This window comes from Salmonella sp. SAL00653 (genome assembly GCF_046552515.1).
GTDB classification, from domain to species: domain Bacteria; phylum Pseudomonadota; class Gammaproteobacteria; order Enterobacterales; family Enterobacteriaceae; genus Salmonella; species Salmonella enterica.
Genome location: NZ_JBGDTY010000016.1, coordinates 58,492 through 75,011, shown reverse-complemented (window position 1 = coordinate 75,011; position 16,520 = coordinate 58,492). Strand labels below are relative to the sequence as shown.

The following is a 16,520-nucleotide window of genomic DNA, read 5'->3' as shown; positions in this document are numbered from 1 at the left end:
AAAAAGCGTCATGCGCCACCGCCGCCGGATTTCCGGCGGTTTTTTTGTTTATAAGCCGGATTTGGTATGCTTGCGTCCTGACAAAAAGGAGAGGGCGCATGTCGCAACGCACAGAGAAAAAAATCGGGAAACGCTCGCAGGCCACCGGTGCAAAACGGCAGCTTATCTTAACTGCCGCGCTTGCTGTTTTTTCCCAGTATGGCATTCATGGCGCGCGTCTTGAGCAGGTCGCCGAGCGGGCAGGCGTCTCCAAAACCAATCTGCTTTATTATTATCCCTCGAAAGAGGCGCTGTATGTCGCGGTAATGCGACAGATTCTGGATGTCTGGTTGGCGCCGCTCAAGGCGTTTCGCGCAGAATTTTCCCCTCTGGAGGCCATCAAAGAGTATATCCGTCTCAAGCTGGAGGTTTCGCGTGATTATCCGCAGGCGTCGCGGCTCTTCTGCATGGAGATGCTGGCGGGCGCGCCGCTCTTAATGGAGGAACTGACCGGCGATCTAAAAGCGTTGATAGATGAAAAATCCGCGCTGATTGCCGGATGGGTGCACAGCGGGAAACTGGCGCCCGTCTCCCCGCACCATTTGATCTTCATGATTTGGGCCGCCACGCAACATTACGCCGATTTTGCCCCTCAGGTTGAGGCGGTAACCGGCGCGACGCTTCGCGATGAAGCCTTTTTCAACCAAACGGTCGAAAGCGTTCAGCGCATTATTATTGAAGGGATTCGCGTGCGTTAACCGGCTGGCGGCAGTGGGCAGCTCAAATCACCCTCTTCACATTGCAGCAGCGAGGCTAAAAACGCTTCGCGTTCGTTCGTTTTATCGGTCAGGCACTGGCTGGCGATCATGGGTTGCACGCTGCCGCCCTCCGTACCTGAGCGAATCAGAGCGCAATCGGCGTCCCGCAGGGCAATCCATGCCACCTGCGCTTTTTGCAACAGCTCGCGCTGCGGCGGTTGCGCACGCTTAATCGCGCTTTGATAGGTTTCGTTCAGCTTTTTATCTGCCGCCTGGTATTGCGCGGCGGCGCAGCGATTCATTTCCAGCTGCGTACTGGCGCTGGCACATTCATCGGCCAACGCCTGACTGCTGAACAACAACGCCGCGCAGGTAAGGAAAATTCGTTTCATACGGTCCTCTGACGCGAGTAAAAAGGCTCCATTGACGGAGCCTTAATTAACCACAGTATTAGCCAATTGTCATCAGGCTGGCATTACCGCCAGCGGCGGCAGTGTTTACGCTCAGCGAACGTTCAATATAGAGCCGTTCCAGCAGTATATTGCTTTCGCCGCGGGCGAACCCCTGTACCGACACTATCGCGCCTTCGCGGGCGGCGACGGCTTCGCACACGGTTCGCAGCTTGTCGGAGTCGCCGTGGAAAATCACCGCGTCAAACGGCTGCGCCATCAGCGTTTCCGCTTTCGCAAACTGGACACGCGCCGCAACGGCGGCGGGGAGACGTTTCGCCAGATCGCGGTGGAAGGCGTCGTCTGACCATAGCGCCTGACTGCCGACGGCGAGAACGGCGGCAAGCTGCGTCAACGCGTCCTGTTCGTCATCAGCCAGGCATAATACCCGTTCACGCGGTAACAGCGTCCAGGTATTACGCTCGCCGGTCGGTCCCGGTAGCAGGCGCTGCGTGCCGGCCTGCGCCAGATCGGCGAATTGTCGGCAGATCGTCTGTAGCGCCGGGCGATCCGCCGCCCATTGCGTCAGGGCGGTCAACGGCGCGAGTAGCGTGGTTTTAAGCTGCGCATCCACCGGGTAACGCGCATCCTGACGAGTCAGCGTCGTATTGAGCGCATTGGGCGGGCGGTGTGCCAGCAGGCGGTAGAGATAGAGTGGCCCTCCCGCTTTTGGCCCGGTACCGGACAGTCCTTCGCCGCCAAACGGCTGGACGCCGACGACCGCGCCCACCATATTACGGTTAACGTACAGGTTGCCGACATGGGCGGAACCGGTGACTTGCGCAATGGTTTCATCAATACGGGTATGTACGCCCAGCGTTAGCCCGTAGCCGGAAGCGTTAATCTGTTCGATAAGCTCCGCCAGTTGGTTACGGTTATAACGCACGACATGCAGCACGGGCCCGAAGACCTCTTTTTCCAGTTCTGCGAAGTTTTCCAGCTCAATAAGCGTGGGCATAACAAACGTACCGGTCTGCCATTCCTGAGCGTCATCGTTGTTTTCACGCGCGGCCTGGAAAACCGGGCGGCCTTTGGCGCGCATCGTCTGGATATGACGCTCGATGTTGGCTTTGGCCTCGCTATCAATCACCGGCCCGATATCGGTCGTCAGACGGCCTGGATTCCCCATCCGACACTCCGCCATCGCGCCGCGTAACATTTTCAGCGTATGTTCGGCGATATCGTCCTGCAAACACAGCACGCGGAGCGCGGAACAGCGTTGTCCGGCGCTGTCGAAAGCGGAAGCCAGCACATCCACGACCACCTGCTCGGTGAGCGCGGAAGAGTCGACAATCATAGCGTTCATACCGCCGGTTTCCGCAATCAACGGAATAGGGCGGCCCTGGGCGTCAAGACGCGTGGCGATGTTGCGCTGCAACAACGTCGCGACCTCCGTGGAACCGGTAAACATCACGCCGCGTACACGCGCATCGGCGGTAAGCTGGGCGCCGACGGTTTCTCCCCGTCCCGGCAACAGTTGCACGACGCCCGGCGGTACGCCCGCTTCCAGCAAAATGGCAATGCCCTGGGCGGCAATCAGCGATGTCTGCTCTGCCGGTTTCGCCAGAACGCTGTTACCTGCCGCCAGCGCGGCGGCGATTTGGCCGGTGAAAATGGCCAGCGGGAAGTTCCACGGACTGATGCAGACTACCGGCCCTAACGGGCGATGCGTTTCGTTATCGAAATCGTCACGCACTTGACCGGCATAATAATGGAGGAAGTCTACCGCTTCGCGCACTTCGGCAATGGCGTTGCTGAACGTTTTCCCCGCTTCGCGCACCAACAGGCCAATCAACTGCTGCATTTGGTCTTCCATCAATACCGCCGCCCGCTGCAAAATGGCGGCGCGTTCTTGCGGCGGCGTCGCAAACCAAACCGGCGCCTGATTGACCGCGTTTTGCAATGCCTGTTCAACCTCGCTTTCTGTCGCTTCGCGTCCCCAGCCGACAATATCTTTCGGTTCCGCCGGGTTGATAACCGGCGTCATCTCACCGTCGGCCACCGGTTGTTCCAGCACAGGTTTGGCCTGCCATTTCTGCATGGCGTTGCTTAACAGGGCAGAAGAAAGCGAGGCGAGGCGATGTTCATTCGCTAAATCAAGTCCGGCGGAGTTTATCCGACCTTCGCCGTACAGATCGCGCGGCAGCGGAATTTTCGGATGCGGTATGCCAGCCTGACCTTCCTGCTGCGCCAGTTTTTCCACGGCCTCGACCGGGTCGGCCACCAGTTCATCGAGCGGTAGGGTGGCATCGGCGATGCGGTTGACAAAAGAGGTGTTGGCGCCGTTTTCGAGCAGGCGTCGTACCAGATAGGCCAGCAGGGTTTCGTGTGTTCCCACCGGCGCGTAAATACGGCAGGGACGGTTAAGTTTTCCGTCCGCTACTTTACCGGTGACCTGTTCATACAGCGGTTCGCCCATGCCGTGCAGGCACTGGAATTCGTACTGACCCGGATAGTAATTTTGCCCGGCCAGATGATAAATCGCTGCCAGTGTGTGTGCGTTATGGGTCGCGAACTGCGGGTAGATCAGATTAGGAACGGCGAGCAGTTTTTTCGCGCAGGCCAGATAAGAGACATCGGTATACACTTTGCGGGTATAAACCGGATAGCCTTCCAGCCCTTCCATTTGCGCGCGTTTGATCTCGCTATCCCAGTAGGCGCCTTTCACCAGACGAATCATCAGCCGACGGCGGCTACGGGAGGCCAGATCGACTAAATAATCAATGACCAGCGGGCAGCGTTTCTGGTAAGCCTGGATCACAAAGCCAATGCCGTTCCAGCCCGCCAGTTCGGGTTCGAAGCAGAGTTTTTCCAGCAGATCGAGCGAGAGCTCCAGACGATCCGCCTCTTCGGCGTCGATATTGAGACCGATATCATACTGGCGCGCCAGCAGCGTCAGGGATTTCAGGCGTGGATAAAGCTCCTCCATTACCCGATCGTATTGTGCGCGACTATAGCGTGGATGCAGGGCGGACAGCTTAATCGAGATGCCTGGCCCTTCGTAAATACCGCGACCGTTAGACGCTTTGCCGATGGCATGAATCGCTTGCTGGTAAGAAACCATATAGGCCTGCGCATCGGCGGCGGTTAACGCGGCTTCGCCCAGCATATCGTAAGAATAGCGGAACCCTTTCTCTTCCAGTTTTCGGGCATTCGCCAGCGCCTGAGCAATGGTTTCGCCACTCACGAACTGCTCGCCCATTAAACGCATCGCCATGTCGACGCCTTTGCGGATTAACGGTTCGCCGCTCTTGCCGATAATGCGGTTCAGCGAGCGCGAAAGATTGGCTTCGTTATGCGTTGAGACCAGTCGGCCGGTAAAGAGCAGCCCCCAGGTGGCGGCGTTTACAAACAGCGACGGGCTACGGCCAATATGCGACTGCCAGTTGCCATTACTGATTTTGTCGCGAATTAACGCATCGCGCGTAGCTTTGTCGGGAATACGCAGCAGCGCTTCCGCCAGACACATCAGCGCTACGCCTTCTTGCGAAGAGAGGGAAAACTCCTGCAACAGGCCTTGCACCATACCCGCGCGACCGCTGGCGGATTTTTGATTGCGCAATTTCTCCGCCAGTTGATACGCCAGTTTATGCGCCTGCTCAGCGACAGGCGGCGACAGGCGCGCCTGTTCCATTAGCATTGACACCGCATCGGTTTCCGGGCGGCGCCAGGCGGCGGTGATGGCGGCGCGAGAGACGGATTGGGGAAGAATCTGTTCGGCAAACTCCAGAAAGGGCTGATGCGGCTCATCCTGCGGCGCGACCGGCTCCTCGCTTTCATTTGCCGCGCCGGCAAACAGCGCAGGTAGCTCCGGTAGCGTATCGCTATTTTCCAGCTTGTCCAGATAGCTAAAGATTGCCTGTTTTATTAACCAGTGCGGCGTGCGATCGATACGCGACGCGGCCATTTTGATCCGTTCGCGCGTGGCGTCGTCCAGCTTAACCCCCATCGTGGTGGTTCCCATACCCTCTACTCCTGTTATTCGCTCTGTCTGCTAACCAATAGTTAGCGGAAAATATCCACTATGTTGCAACTTTGTGCAACCGCGTTAAATGTGACCTGCGTTGCAAGCTTAAAAATGAATAAATTGTTAAAAAAAGAAAGAGGGAGTCTGACGGGGAAAACCATCTGGATTTATTTTCTCTGCGGTAGTTAACACTTTTAAAAGGTGCAACCGCAAAAAATGTGAGAGAGTGCAACCTGGAGAAAAATAGTATCCCTCTGCAATCAAATTTGATGTAAATGGTGTGTTAAATCGATTGTGAATAACCACCGCTTCCGGCAGGATACGGTCGCCCTGGTAAACATAACACCCTTGCCACGTTCCGGCAGGGTACAAAACGGCACGCTACGGTAGTGCCAATAAATAAATTTGGAGAACCTTGATGGCTATTAGCACACCGATGTTGGTGACATTCTGTGTCTATATTTTTGGCATGATATTGATTGGGTTTATCGCCTGGCGCTCAACCAAAAACTTTGATGACTATATTCTTGGCGGTCGCAGCCTGGGGCCGTTTGTTACGGCTTTATCAGCCGGCGCGTCGGATATGAGCGGCTGGCTGTTAATGGGGCTGCCTGGCGCTATCTTTCTGTCGGGGATCTCTGAAAGCTGGATCGCCATTGGCCTGACGTTAGGCGCATGGATTAACTGGAAGCTGGTGGCCGGGCGCCTGCGCGTGCATACCGAATTTAACAATAACGCGCTCACGCTGCCGGACTATTTTACCGGTCGGTTTGAGGATAAGAGCCGAGTCCTGCGTATTATTTCCGCGTTGGTTATTCTGCTGTTTTTCACCATCTATTGCGCGTCAGGTATTGTCGCTGGAGCACGACTGTTCGAAAGCACCTTCGGTATGAGCTATGAAACCGCACTGTGGGCGGGGGCCGCGGCAACCATTATTTATACCTTTATCGGCGGGTTTCTTGCCGTTAGCTGGACGGATACCGTTCAGGCCAGCCTGATGATTTTTGCGTTAATCCTGACGCCGGTGATGGTTATTGTCGGCGTAGGCGGTTTTAGCGAGTCGCTGGAGGTGATCAAGCAAAAGAGCATCGAGAATGTCGACATGCTCAAGGGGCTGAATTTTGTCGCTATTATTTCCCTGATGGGCTGGGGACTGGGTTACTTCGGTCAGCCGCATATCCTGGCGCGCTTTATGGCGGCGGATTCCCATCACAGTATTGTTCATGCGCGTCGTATCAGTATGACCTGGATGATTCTGTGTCTGGCGGGCGCGGTGGCGGTGGGCTTCTTTGGCATTGCGTACTTTAACAACAACCCCGCGCTGGCCGGGGCGGTGAACCAAAACTCAGAACGCGTATTTATTGAACTGGCGCAGATCCTGTTTAACCCGTGGATTGCCGGTATTTTGCTGTCTGCTATCCTGGCGGCGGTGATGTCGACGTTGAGCTGTCAGTTGCTGGTATGCTCCAGCGCGATTACAGAAGATTTATATAAGGCTTTTCTGCGTAAAAGCGCCAGCCAGCAAGAGCTGGTATGGGTAGGGCGAGTGATGGTGCTGGTGGTAGCGCTGATCGCCATTGCGCTGGCGGCGAACCCCGATAACCGTGTGCTGGGGCTGGTGAGCTACGCCTGGGCTGGATTCGGCGCGGCATTTGGGCCTGTTGTCCTGTTTTCTGTGATGTGGTCGCGTATGACACGTAACGGCGCGCTGGCGGGAATGATTATTGGCGCGGTGACGGTTATCGTCTGGAAACAATATGGCTGGCTGGATCTGTATGAGATTATCCCTGGCTTCATTTTCGGCAGCCTGGGGATCGTAATCTTTAGCCTGCTAGGCAAAGCGCCGACAGCAGCGATGCAGGAACGCTTTGCAAAAGCGGACGCGCATTATCATTCCGCGCCGCCGTCGAAGCTACAGGCGGAATAACCGACATGTCCGATAGCATTATTGCCATCGGACATATTTTACCAGGCGGCGTTATACGCCTGCCTGGTCCTCTGATAAGTCCCGTACCGATTGACTGAAGATGTTCAGGTAAATGAGGACGCACTCTCAAACTATTTTTAGCCCTTGAGCGCCGTTAACGCGGGCGTAATACGTCTCGAGTAATCACTAACTGGCCATATATGAAATCGCCTGTTAATGGTACCAATAGCCTTGGCGCAATAGAGTAATGACAAAAATTAAAACGAGTTAGCGTTACCGGCGTAAGTATGCCGCACAAAATTTTGCATAAATAATGCCGTTTTAGCGATGGGAGAGAGGACACGTTAATTACTCTATTTTAATCTTTTATATGTTTAATATTCAATGGGTTATGGGTGGTTTCACCATTAATACCCATAGTAGCTAATGATTATCTTTTTTAGTCTCCTGCCGATGAAATAATCGTGTAATCTTTCTGTAAGAGACTGACAATGACGCAATAATTTTTGGTTAATGCATGGTGAATATATTGTTGCATTATTGATGTTTTGTGTTGTACTTAGTAGTAATAGCGGTAGTTCCCCGGCAGTGATGGTCACTCACTATGGAGATCGCGAATGGTAATGTCCGCACCAGGACACATTGTTTACAGTAGTTACAACACCCTGTACGGACATTCTCTCTCCGGTGGTGGTCTTGTCACCTTAAAAGCTCTCATCATTTCTCTTACTGTCCATACCCATGACGTCATATGTGGTGCGCGTAGCCGTGTGTGGCGTCGTTTCAAAAAGCAAGCTAAGGCTTACAAGGAAGCCAACCCTCAGATGTGTGTGCGCATAATCGCGTTCAAGAGAACGCGGGTGATGTATACCTACAACTCAAGGTGCTATCCATGGGAAGACAAAAAGCAGTGATCAAAGCTCGTCGTGAAGCAAAGCGTGTGTTGAGACGAGATTCGCGTAGTCATAAGCAACGTGAAGAAGAATCGGTCACGTCACTGGTACAGATGGGCGGAGTAGAAGCCATTGGCATGGCGCGCGATAGTCGCGATACCTCTCCTGTTAAGGCGCTAAATGAAGCACAGGCGCATTATCTGAACGCTATCGACAGTAAACAGCTTATTTTTGCGACCGGCGAAGCCGGCTGTGGAAAAACATGGATCAGTGCGGCAAAGGCGGCAGAAGCATTGATTCATAAGGACGTCGAGAGGATCATTGTGACGCGTCCGGTATTGCAGGCTGATGAAGATCTTGGTTTTTTGCCCGGTGATATCGCTGAAAAATTTGCGCCTTATTTTCGTCCCGTCTACGATGTCCTGCTTAAACGGTTGGGCGCGTCCTTTATGCAATATTGTTTGCGCCCGGAAATCGGTAAGGTAGAAATTGCCCCGTTCGCCTATATGCGTGGGCGTACTTTTGAAAATGCGGTCGTGATCCTCGACGAGGCGCAAAATGTGACTGCGGCGCAAATGAAAATGTTTTTGACGCGATTAGGCGAAAATGTCACGGTCATTGTCAATGGCGATATTACGCAATGCGACCTGCCGCGCGGCGTGCGTTCCGGATTGAGCGATGCGTTGGAACGCTTTGAAGAAGATGAAATGGTAGGGATTGTGCATTTCAACAAAGACGACTGCGTGCGCTCGGCGCTTTGTCAGCGAACGCTCCACGCATACAGCTAATATAGCATTGACTTTCAGAGCCCGGGAGACCGGGCTTTGTTGTCTATAAAGCGTCCAGCAGACTCATGGACAAAAAAGGAAAATGACGCCTGTACGTGAAGGGAATTATTTTGTCATGTCCAGGGCATTCATTGTCCGTAATTTGCTTTCTCGGGCCTGTTCCGGCGAGGACTGTACAAGAAGGGTATAGAGCAGGTCAAAGACGAAAAGCTGCGCGGCTTTCGTACCGATCGAGTCACCCTGCAACATTCCTTGCCGATTACCATTGATCAGGCAAAAATCGGCCTCTTCACATAATGGAGAACCCAGATTATGGGTAATGGCGACAGTGGTGGCGCCAGCCTGTCGGGCCAATCGGAGTGAATGCACTGTTTCTGGCGATGTGCCCGAGTGACTGACACCCATCGCGACATCGCCTGCTTTTAATAGCGTAGCCTGCATGTACATAAAATGGTTATTGCTTACCGCATCGCCCCGTAAACCAATACGCATTAGCTTGTGTTTCATATCCAGCGCCGTGATCCCCGATGAGCCCACACCAAAGATATAAACTGAGTGACAGTGACGTAGGGCGTCCACGACACCGAGAACCTGTTGCATATCAAGCAGATTTAGCGTTTCAGACAATACATTACTAATGGTGTTCTGCAATTTTAAACCAATGGCGTGGGCATCGTCGGATTCGCTAACTTCGGCATCCAGTAGAGGACTACTGTCATCAGACTCGGTAGTGGCAAGTTCAATGGCCAGGTCCATTTTAAAATCCTGAAAACCTTTATAGCCCAGGGTGCGACAAAAGCGAATAACCGTGGCTTCTCCGGCCTGTGTGTCGCGCGACAAATCGGCAATAGATGACTGTGTCACCTGTCTGGGGAAGGCTAAAATATATTGCGCAATACGCTGGGAGGCACGTGTCAGGCTTTTTTGCATAGCACCCAGAGTGTCAAGGATTTTTCCGGGTTTAAGACGTGGGGGTTGAGGCTCCATATAGTTCCTGCTCTTGAGGGCTGATTGCGGCACAAAGCCTGCAATATCGAACAGAGCAGAGCCTATCAAGTCTGCGGCATGAAAAAAAGCGCGATGTAAGTAAAGGAGGGGGAGTATTTACATCGCGTTGCCAACTTATGACAGAACATCACTGGAGAGTAATCTGTTTGCTCTTACGGTGTTTATAGCGCGCCATCTGACGGATGGTTTATATCTGGCCCGGTATTGTCGCCCCGCGCGTTGGCGTCACCGTGTGCTGTGTCGGTATAGCGTGGTATCATGAAATCATAATGTCACCTTTGGCTCAGGTTTTTCATCCAGCGTCAATGGCGGTGCCGGGGCAAATAACGGGGCGAAAATAACGCCGCTGATCACCACGCTTAGCGAGCCAATGACCCCATAAAAGAAGAAGTTAAGGTCAGTGGCATAGCGTGCGCCCAGCACGGTAATGACGCTGATAATAATTCCTAAAACCGCACTCCCGGCATTTGCTCGTTTAAAGAAAATGCCCAGCATGAACAGACCGGTCATTGGCCCTCCCATCAGACCTATCAGACTATTAAATGCATCCCAGATTTCTGATTCATCGGCCATGACCAGCCATACTGAGGCCGCGCTACTTATCAGGCCCGCGACCAGAATAACTAACTTAGCTATTTTCATACGGTTTTCAGGCGTTCTTTTTTTATGACTCAAACGCTGATAGATATCGGAATTAAAACAACTGGAAATGCTGTTTAAGCTGCTGGAGATACTGGACTGCGCAGCAGCGAAAATAGCGGCGATTATCAACCCTGCAATGCCGACTGGCATTTCGGTGACCACGAATAAGGGCAAAATGCCGCCAGTGTTGAATCCCGCCGGTAATAATTGTGGATGTTGCTGATAGTAGACAAACAATGCCGAGCCGATAGCAAAAAAGAAAACAGGGATCACAGCAACCAGTTTGGCATTTGTAAGTAATGTTTTCTTCGTTTCCTCTATGGAGTCAGTCACGATATAGCGTTGGACCACATCCTGACTGGCAGTAAATTGCTGAATATTAGCAAACAGAAAACCAATCATCAATACAGGTACTGTGCTTTCCGTCCAGCTCCAGTGGAACTGCGTAGCCGGAAAGAATTTATCCGCCTGCTGCGTCACCGTAAAAATTTCACCAATGCCGCCCTGGACTTTGAGACATATCACTATAAAAATCAGTATCGCGCTGCCAGAAAGTAAGAGGCCTTGAATAACATCAGTCCATATTACTCCTTCAATTCCACCCATCCAAGTATAAATGATACACATCACGCTAATCAACAGTACCAAAATCACCGGGTCTATAGCGATGAAGGGGCGCAAGGCCAGCACGGTGAGGAAAGTGATAATGGCGATACGTCCGATATGAAACAACATAAATGACATGCTGGCGAATAGACGGCAGCGCACATCGAACCGTGCTTCGAGATATTCATAGGCTGATGTGACTTTCAATTTCCGAAAAAACGGAATATAGAAATAAAAAACCAGCGGTAAAATTGCGATAGCCAGATACTGACCAATGATAAACGTCCAGTCGGAAGTAAACGCTTTGGCAGGAATTGACATAAATGTAATTGAGCTTAACGTAGTAGCAAATACACTGACCCCAGCCGCCCAACCAGGAACCCGGCCACCACCGCGAAAATAATCGTCTGCTGTTTTTTGCCGTCTGGAAAAATAGACACCGACTAACATCATGGCCAGGAGGTAGCCAAATAATACAAGATAGTTAACGATGCCGAAAGAATGTGTAATCATAGTTCTTTCCTGCTTATGGTTTTGAGTAGAGTTGCGGTCATCGTCTGTGTATTTTTATCTTCCCATCATTCAGACGATACGATATTCAGATCAAGTAATAGTTTTTGTTACTCTCAATGACGGTAATCATGAGATGTAAAAGGCAGAGCATTTATGCTCCACCAATGGTGATGCCCAGACGTATGTCCTGCCGGATACCTGAAATAGCAGATATCCGATATTGCGTTCAAACAGGCTTCAGGCCTGGGGATCGTATTTGCCGATAGCATTATTAACGTCGGATTATTCTCTGAGACATAAATATCAATAGTAAGCGTGTTCATTTTCTTTTCCTGTTCAGCGTTTTACTGCGTGACTGAACCACTGACAGATATGCTCGATACGGGTGATAGCGGAACCAACGGTAACTGCCCAGGCACCATGCTCAATAGCATTGGCCGCCAGTGCAGGCGTGTTATAGCGCCCCTCGGCAATAACACGACAACCTGCATGGCTCAGTTGTGTCACCATTGCCAAATCTGGCTCAACCGGCGTGATGGGGCCGGTATAGCCAGACAGTGTTGTACCAATGAATTCGATTCCTTTCTGATGGCAACTTATGCCTTCATTCACGGTTGAACAGTCTGCCATCGCCAGTAATCCATGCAGGCGAATACGTGTCAGTAAACTATCAATATCAACCGGGCGAGAGCGGAATGAGGCATCAAAAGCGATAATATCGGCACCTGCCTGCGCCAGGGCGTCAACATCCTGTAAATAGGGAGTGATACGGACTGGCGACCCTGTAAGGTCACGTTTAATTATCCCAATAATAGGAACAGAAAGATGGGGACGAACAGCCCGCAGATTCTCAATGCCTTCAATGCGCACAGCGACCGCACCCGCCGAAGCCGCTGCCTGTGCCATTGCAGCCACAATTTCAGGTTTATCCATAGGGCTGCCTGGTACCGGTTGGCATGAGACAATCAGCCCACCGTTTTCGTGTACACTTTGTTCCAGCCTGGCTAATAGTGACATCCAGTTCCGCCTTATATATTTTGAAGTTTTGCTCCGTTTTATGTTATGTTGTGGAGTGTTGCTGCATCAAGCAAAAAGATAGAAAAATGTGAACACAGTCATAAGGTATGTTTGTTATTCAATTACTGCGCCAGCGGATTTGAGGCTATAACCTGAAGCTACAAGACAAATACAATTCACTCTGACGGCAGCATGCTGTATTTTATTAACTGCTTCCGGCATAAAGATAAAATGCTCAGAAGGAGCTTATACGCCACGGGATAGCCAGTATGAAATGCATCACATAATTCTTGTTGTATTTATTCGAATGCTATCACTAATGAGTTTGACCATAACAGGTCACCCATAATCACTTCTAACATCACCATGGTGTGCTTTTACCTCGCACATGATAACCCCATGTAATTATTTTTAGCGCTTGGTCACATTTTGTCATTATCATTGTTGAAATTGTGCACTATAAGACCACTAATGATGAAGCTTTACTCCAGTTGTATTTCTTCGCATGGGGATGCAGATGAAAAATTTTAAGAAAATGATGACGCTAATGGCGCTATGTTTATCAGTTGCTATCACCACATCAGGATATGCAACGACGCTTCCTGATATACCAGAACCACTGAAAAATGGTACTGGCGCTATTGATAATAATGGCGTGATTTATGTCGGCTTAGGTACCGCAGGGACATCCTGGTATAAAATTGATCTTAAAAAGCAACATAAAGACTGGGAGCGTATAAAGTCGTTTCCTGGTGGAGCTCGTGAGCAATCCGTGTCGGTATTTTTAAATGATGAGCTTTATGTTTTTGGTGGCGTAGGGAAAAAAAACAGTGAATCACCGTTGCAGGTTTATAGCGATGTGTACAAATACTCACCGGTGAAAAATACATGGCAAAAAGTTGACACTATATCTCCAGTTGGATTAACAGGGCATACGGGAGTAAAATTAAACGAAACGATGGTACTTATTACCGGAGGGGTTAATGAGCATATCTTTGATAAGTATTTTATTGATATAGCGGCTGCGGCTGCGGATGAAAGTGAAAAAAATAAAGTCATCTATAATTATTTTAATAAACCTGCCAAAGATTATTTTTTTAATAAAATCGTATTTATCTACAATGCTAAAGAGAACACATGGAAGAATGCCGGTGAGCTGCCAGACGCGGGGACGGCAGGATCGTCATCGGTAATGGAAAATAATTTCCTGATGCTGATTAATGGTGAGCTCAAACCGGGTTTACGTACCGATGTGATTTACCGCGCCATGTGGGATAACGACAAGCTAACATGGTTGAAGAACAGCCAGTTACCGCCATCGCCTGGAGAACAACAGCAAGAAGGGTTGGCCGGAGCATTTTCGGGCTATAGTCACGGTGTCCTGCTTGTCGGTGGTGGCGCGAATTTTCCGGGAGCAAAACAAAATTATACCAATGGAAAGTTTTACTCCCACGAAGGAATAAATAAAAAATGGCGAGATGAAGTCTATGGTTTGGTTAATGGCCATTGGCAATATATGGGTAAAATGAAACAACCTCTCGGCTATGGTGTATCAGTAAGTTATGGTGATGAAGTTTTCCTTATTGGTGGTGAAAATGCTAAAGGGAAACCTGTTTCGTCTGTAACCTCCTTTACCATGCGTGATGGTAATTTATTAATAAAATAATTTTTTAAATACAAAAATAAAGTTAATTTATGAGCGGAGTATTTTATGAAAATCAACAAATATCTTCTGGGTATGGTTTCGTTTATAGCATTTTCATCATATCTACAAGCGGCAACCCTTGATTATCGGCATGAATATGCTGATAGAACCAGAATTAATAAAGATCGTATTGCTATAATTGAAAAGCTTCCTAACGGCATTGGTTTTTATGTCGATGCCAGCGTTAAATCGGGAGGAGTAGATGGTGAGCAGGATAAGCATTTAAGCGATCTCGTCGCAAACGCTATAGAACTGGGCGTAAGTTATAATTATAAAGTTACGGACAATTTTGTTTTGCAGCCTGGATTTATATTTGAAAGCGGTCCAGACACTTCAATTTATAAGCCTTATTTAAGGGGGCAATATAATTTTGATTCTGGTGTTTATATGGCTGGTCGTTACCGTTATGACTATGCAAGGAAGACAGCTAACTATAGTGATGATGAGAAAACGAATAGATTTGATACTTATATAGGTTATGTTTTTGATGAGTTGAAATTAGAATATAACTTTACCTGGATGGATAGCGATCAAATTAAATTTGATAACAAAAAAACAAACTATGAACATAATGTGGCTTTAGCCTGGAAACTGAATAAGTCATTTACACCATACGTTGAGGTCGGAAATGTAGCGGTGAGAAATAATACCGATGAGAGACAGACCCGTTATCGCGTTGGATTACAATACCACTTTTGAGAAAGGTTAAAGAGTTACTGTACTAATCTTTGCTTAGTATTCATATCGATAATCTTATAGCCCGTGGCTACGTTACAGAACGTTAGACTTTGTCTTGAGTATTCACGTCCTTAACGTAGCTACGAATAAGGATGATAAACAATGAATATACGTCTTACATAGCTACGATCTCAGGCGGTTGTCGGAAAGTGCCGGTTGATTGTGTCTTATTCGGCAATTGATATGACTTAAAAATTAATTCCGTAAGCATTTCAGACGGTAACAGCAAATAAGGGTTTTATTGTGATAGCAAAATTCTTCCCGTGGTATAGCGAGATAACTCGTCCACAAAAAAATGCTTTATTTTCAGCATGGCTGGGTTACGTTTTTGACGGCTTCGACTTTATGCTGATTTTCTACATTATGTATCTGATCAAGGCTGACTTAGGATTGACAGATATGGAGGGCGCATTCCTTGCCACAGCGGCCTTTATTGGGCGACCATTTGGCGGGGCGCTATTTGGTCTGCTGGCAGACAAATTTGGCCGTAAGCCGTTGATGATGTGGTCGATAGTTGCCTATTCTGTAGGTACAGGGTTAAGTGGCCTGGCTTCCGGTGTAATTATGCTGACGCTTAGTCGCTTCATTGTCGGTATGGGGATGGCGGGGGAGTATGCTTGCGCTTCTACTTATGCCGTGGAAAGTTGGCCAAAGCATTTAAAATCTAAAGCGAGCGCATTTCTGGTTTCAGGTTTCGGTATTGGTAACATCATAGCAGCCTATTTTATGCCGTCATTTGCCGAAGCGTATGGTTGGCGTGCTGCTTTTTTTGTCGGTTTGCTACCCGTTCTTTTAGTAATCTACATCCGGGCCAGGGCTCCTGAATCTAAAGAGTGGGAAGAAGCTAAACTCAGTGGTCCCGGAAAGCATTCACAAAGTGCCTGGTCAGTTTTCTCTTTGTCAATGAAAGGGCTATTTAATCGAGCTCAATTTCCACTGACATTATGTGTATTTATTGTTCTGTTCTCTATTTTCGGCGCAAACTGGCCGATCTTTGGTCTACTGCCTACATATTTGGCGGGAGAGGGCTTTGATACGGGTGTGGTCTCTAATTTAATGACGGCGGCGGCATTCGGCACTGTATTGGGAAATATCGTTTGGGGTCTGTGCGCAGATAGAATTGGTTTGAAGAAAACGTTCAGCATTGGTCTTCTCATGTCCTTTTTATTCATTTTCCCGTTATTCAGAATTCCGCAAGATAATTATTTACTGCTGGGCGCATGTTTATTCGGTTTAATGGCGACTAACGTAGGTGTTGGCGGGTTGGTTCCCAAATTTCTCTACGACTACTTTCCTCTTGAGGTTCGTGGTTTGGGTACCGGGCTGATTTATAATCTTGCTGCGACATCAGGCACATTCAATTCAATGGCGGCGACCTGGCTTGGAATAACAATGGGGCTAGGCGCTGCGCTAACGTTCATTGTTGCTTTCTGGACCGCAACAATTCTACTCATTATTGGCCTATCCATTCCGGATAGACTAAAAGCACGTCGTGAAAGTTTTCAATCAACAAAAGAATTTTAATAGAGG

11 protein-coding genes are annotated in these 16,520 nt (G+C 49.5%); 6 read left to right on the top strand and 5 right to left on the bottom strand.

Going from position 1 to position 16,520, the window contains the following annotated elements; translation table 11 throughout:
* The first annotated feature begins 98 nt into the window (after nt 1–98).
* Nucleotides 99–737, top strand: coding sequence for an HTH-type transcriptional regulator RutR (gene rutR / locus ACLJRU_RS17910; RefSeq protein ID WP_000083128.1), 639 nt, complete (start codon nt 99–101; stop codon nt 735–737).
* Here rutR and ACLJRU_RS17905 read toward each other — a convergent pair.
* Both ACLJRU_RS17905 and putA read right to left on the bottom strand, forming a co-directional pair.
* Entirely contained in the window at nt 734–1,129 is a 396-nt protein-coding gene (locus tag ACLJRU_RS17905) for a lysozyme inhibitor LprI family protein (RefSeq protein WP_000821059.1), read from the bottom strand. The genes rutR and ACLJRU_RS17905 overlap by 4 nt on opposite strands.
* Nucleotides 1,130–1,187: 58 nt before the next feature.
* Nucleotides 1,188–5,150 carry a trifunctional transcriptional regulator/proline dehydrogenase/L-glutamate gamma-semialdehyde dehydrogenase gene (putA, locus tag ACLJRU_RS17900; protein WP_038393977.1) on the bottom strand — a complete coding sequence of 1,321 codons (3,963 nt, stop codon included), beginning with the start codon at nt 5,148–5,150 and terminating at the stop codon, nt 1,188–1,190.
* 421 nt (nt 5,151–5,571) lie between these two features.
* Here putA and putP point away from each other — a divergent pair, with 421 nt between their 5' ends.
* Nucleotides 5,572–7,080 (top strand): sodium/proline symporter PutP, encoded by a 1,509-nt coding sequence (gene putP / locus ACLJRU_RS17895; protein WP_001018463.1) that lies wholly within the window; start codon nt 5,572–5,574, stop codon nt 7,078–7,080.
* Nucleotides 7,081–7,972: 892 nt separating this feature from the next.
* A complete protein-coding gene (phoH, locus tag ACLJRU_RS17890) occupies nt 7,973–8,761 on the top strand; it encodes a phosphate starvation-inducible protein PhoH (protein WP_023234850.1) in 789 nt (262 codons plus the stop codon).
* A gap of 105 nt (nt 8,762–8,866) precedes the next feature.
* On the opposite strand, the gene ACLJRU_RS17885 is transcribed toward phoH, so the two are convergent.
* From ACLJRU_RS17885 to ACLJRU_RS17875, 3 genes are all read right to left on the bottom strand, one after another.
* Nucleotides 8,867–9,748: a MurR/RpiR family transcriptional regulator gene (locus ACLJRU_RS17885; RefSeq protein ID WP_000433673.1), complete on the bottom strand. Its 882-nt coding sequence runs from the start codon at nt 9,746–9,748 to the stop codon at nt 8,867–8,869.
* A gap of 285 nt (nt 9,749–10,033) precedes the next feature.
* Nucleotides 10,034–11,530 (bottom strand): sodium:solute symporter, encoded by a 1,497-nt coding sequence (locus ACLJRU_RS17880; protein WP_000628085.1) that lies wholly within the window; start codon nt 11,528–11,530, stop codon nt 10,034–10,036.
* 336 nt (nt 11,531–11,866) lie between these two features.
* Nucleotides 11,867–12,547: an N-acetylmannosamine-6-phosphate 2-epimerase gene (locus tag ACLJRU_RS17875; RefSeq protein WP_000054241.1), complete on the bottom strand. Its 681-nt coding sequence runs from the start codon at nt 12,545–12,547 to the stop codon at nt 11,867–11,869.
* 505 nt (nt 12,548–13,052) lie between these two features.
* On the opposite strand from ACLJRU_RS17875, the gene ACLJRU_RS17870 reads away from it, so the two are divergent.
* From ACLJRU_RS17870 to ACLJRU_RS17860, 3 genes are all read left to right on the top strand, one after another.
* Nucleotides 13,053–14,213 carry an N-acetylneuraminate epimerase gene (locus ACLJRU_RS17870; RefSeq protein WP_000525756.1) on the top strand — a complete coding sequence of 387 codons (1,161 nt, stop codon included), beginning with the start codon at nt 13,053–13,055 and terminating at the stop codon, nt 14,211–14,213.
* A gap of 45 nt (nt 14,214–14,258) precedes the next feature.
* The gene (locus tag ACLJRU_RS17865) at nt 14,259–14,951 is read left to right on the top strand and encodes an oligogalacturonate-specific porin KdgM family protein (protein ID WP_000700610.1); all 693 of its coding nucleotides are present in this window, start codon (nt 14,259–14,261) and stop codon (nt 14,949–14,951) included.
* Between the two features lie 282 nt (nt 14,952–15,233).
* Nucleotides 15,234–16,514 carry an MFS transporter gene (locus tag ACLJRU_RS17860; RefSeq protein ID WP_000560758.1) on the top strand — a complete coding sequence of 427 codons (1,281 nt, stop codon included), beginning with the start codon at nt 15,234–15,236 and terminating at the stop codon, nt 16,512–16,514.
* The last annotated feature ends 6 nt before the right edge of the window (nt 16,515–16,520 follow it).

Coding starts and splice junctions, on each gene's coding strand:
- ACLJRU_RS17875 (WP_000054241.1), bottom strand. CDS start 12,547: ATGTCACTATTAGCCAGGCTGGAACAAAGTGTACACGAAAACGGTGGG.
- phoH (WP_023234850.1), top strand. CDS start 7,973: ATGGGAAGACAAAAAGCAGTGATCAAAGCTCGTCGTGAAGCAAAGCGT.
- ACLJRU_RS17880 (WP_000628085.1), bottom strand. CDS start 11,530: ATGATTACACATTCTTTCGGCATCGTTAACTATCTTGTATTATTTGGC.
- putA (WP_038393977.1), bottom strand. CDS start 5,150: ATGGGAACCACCACGATGGGGGTTAAGCTGGACGACGCCACGCGCGAA.
- ACLJRU_RS17865 (WP_000700610.1), top strand. CDS start 14,259: ATGAAAATCAACAAATATCTTCTGGGTATGGTTTCGTTTATAGCATTT.
- ACLJRU_RS17905 (WP_000821059.1), bottom strand. CDS start 1,129: ATGAAACGAATTTTCCTTACCTGCGCGGCGTTGTTGTTCAGCAGTCAG.
- ACLJRU_RS17870 (WP_000525756.1), top strand. CDS start 13,053: ATGGGGATGCAGATGAAAAATTTTAAGAAAATGATGACGCTAATGGCG.
- ACLJRU_RS17885 (WP_000433673.1), bottom strand. CDS start 9,748: ATGGAGCCTCAACCCCCACGTCTTAAACCCGGAAAAATCCTTGACACT.
- putP (WP_001018463.1), top strand. CDS start 5,572: ATGGCTATTAGCACACCGATGTTGGTGACATTCTGTGTCTATATTTTT.
- rutR (WP_000083128.1), top strand. CDS start 99: ATGTCGCAACGCACAGAGAAAAAAATCGGGAAACGCTCGCAGGCCACC.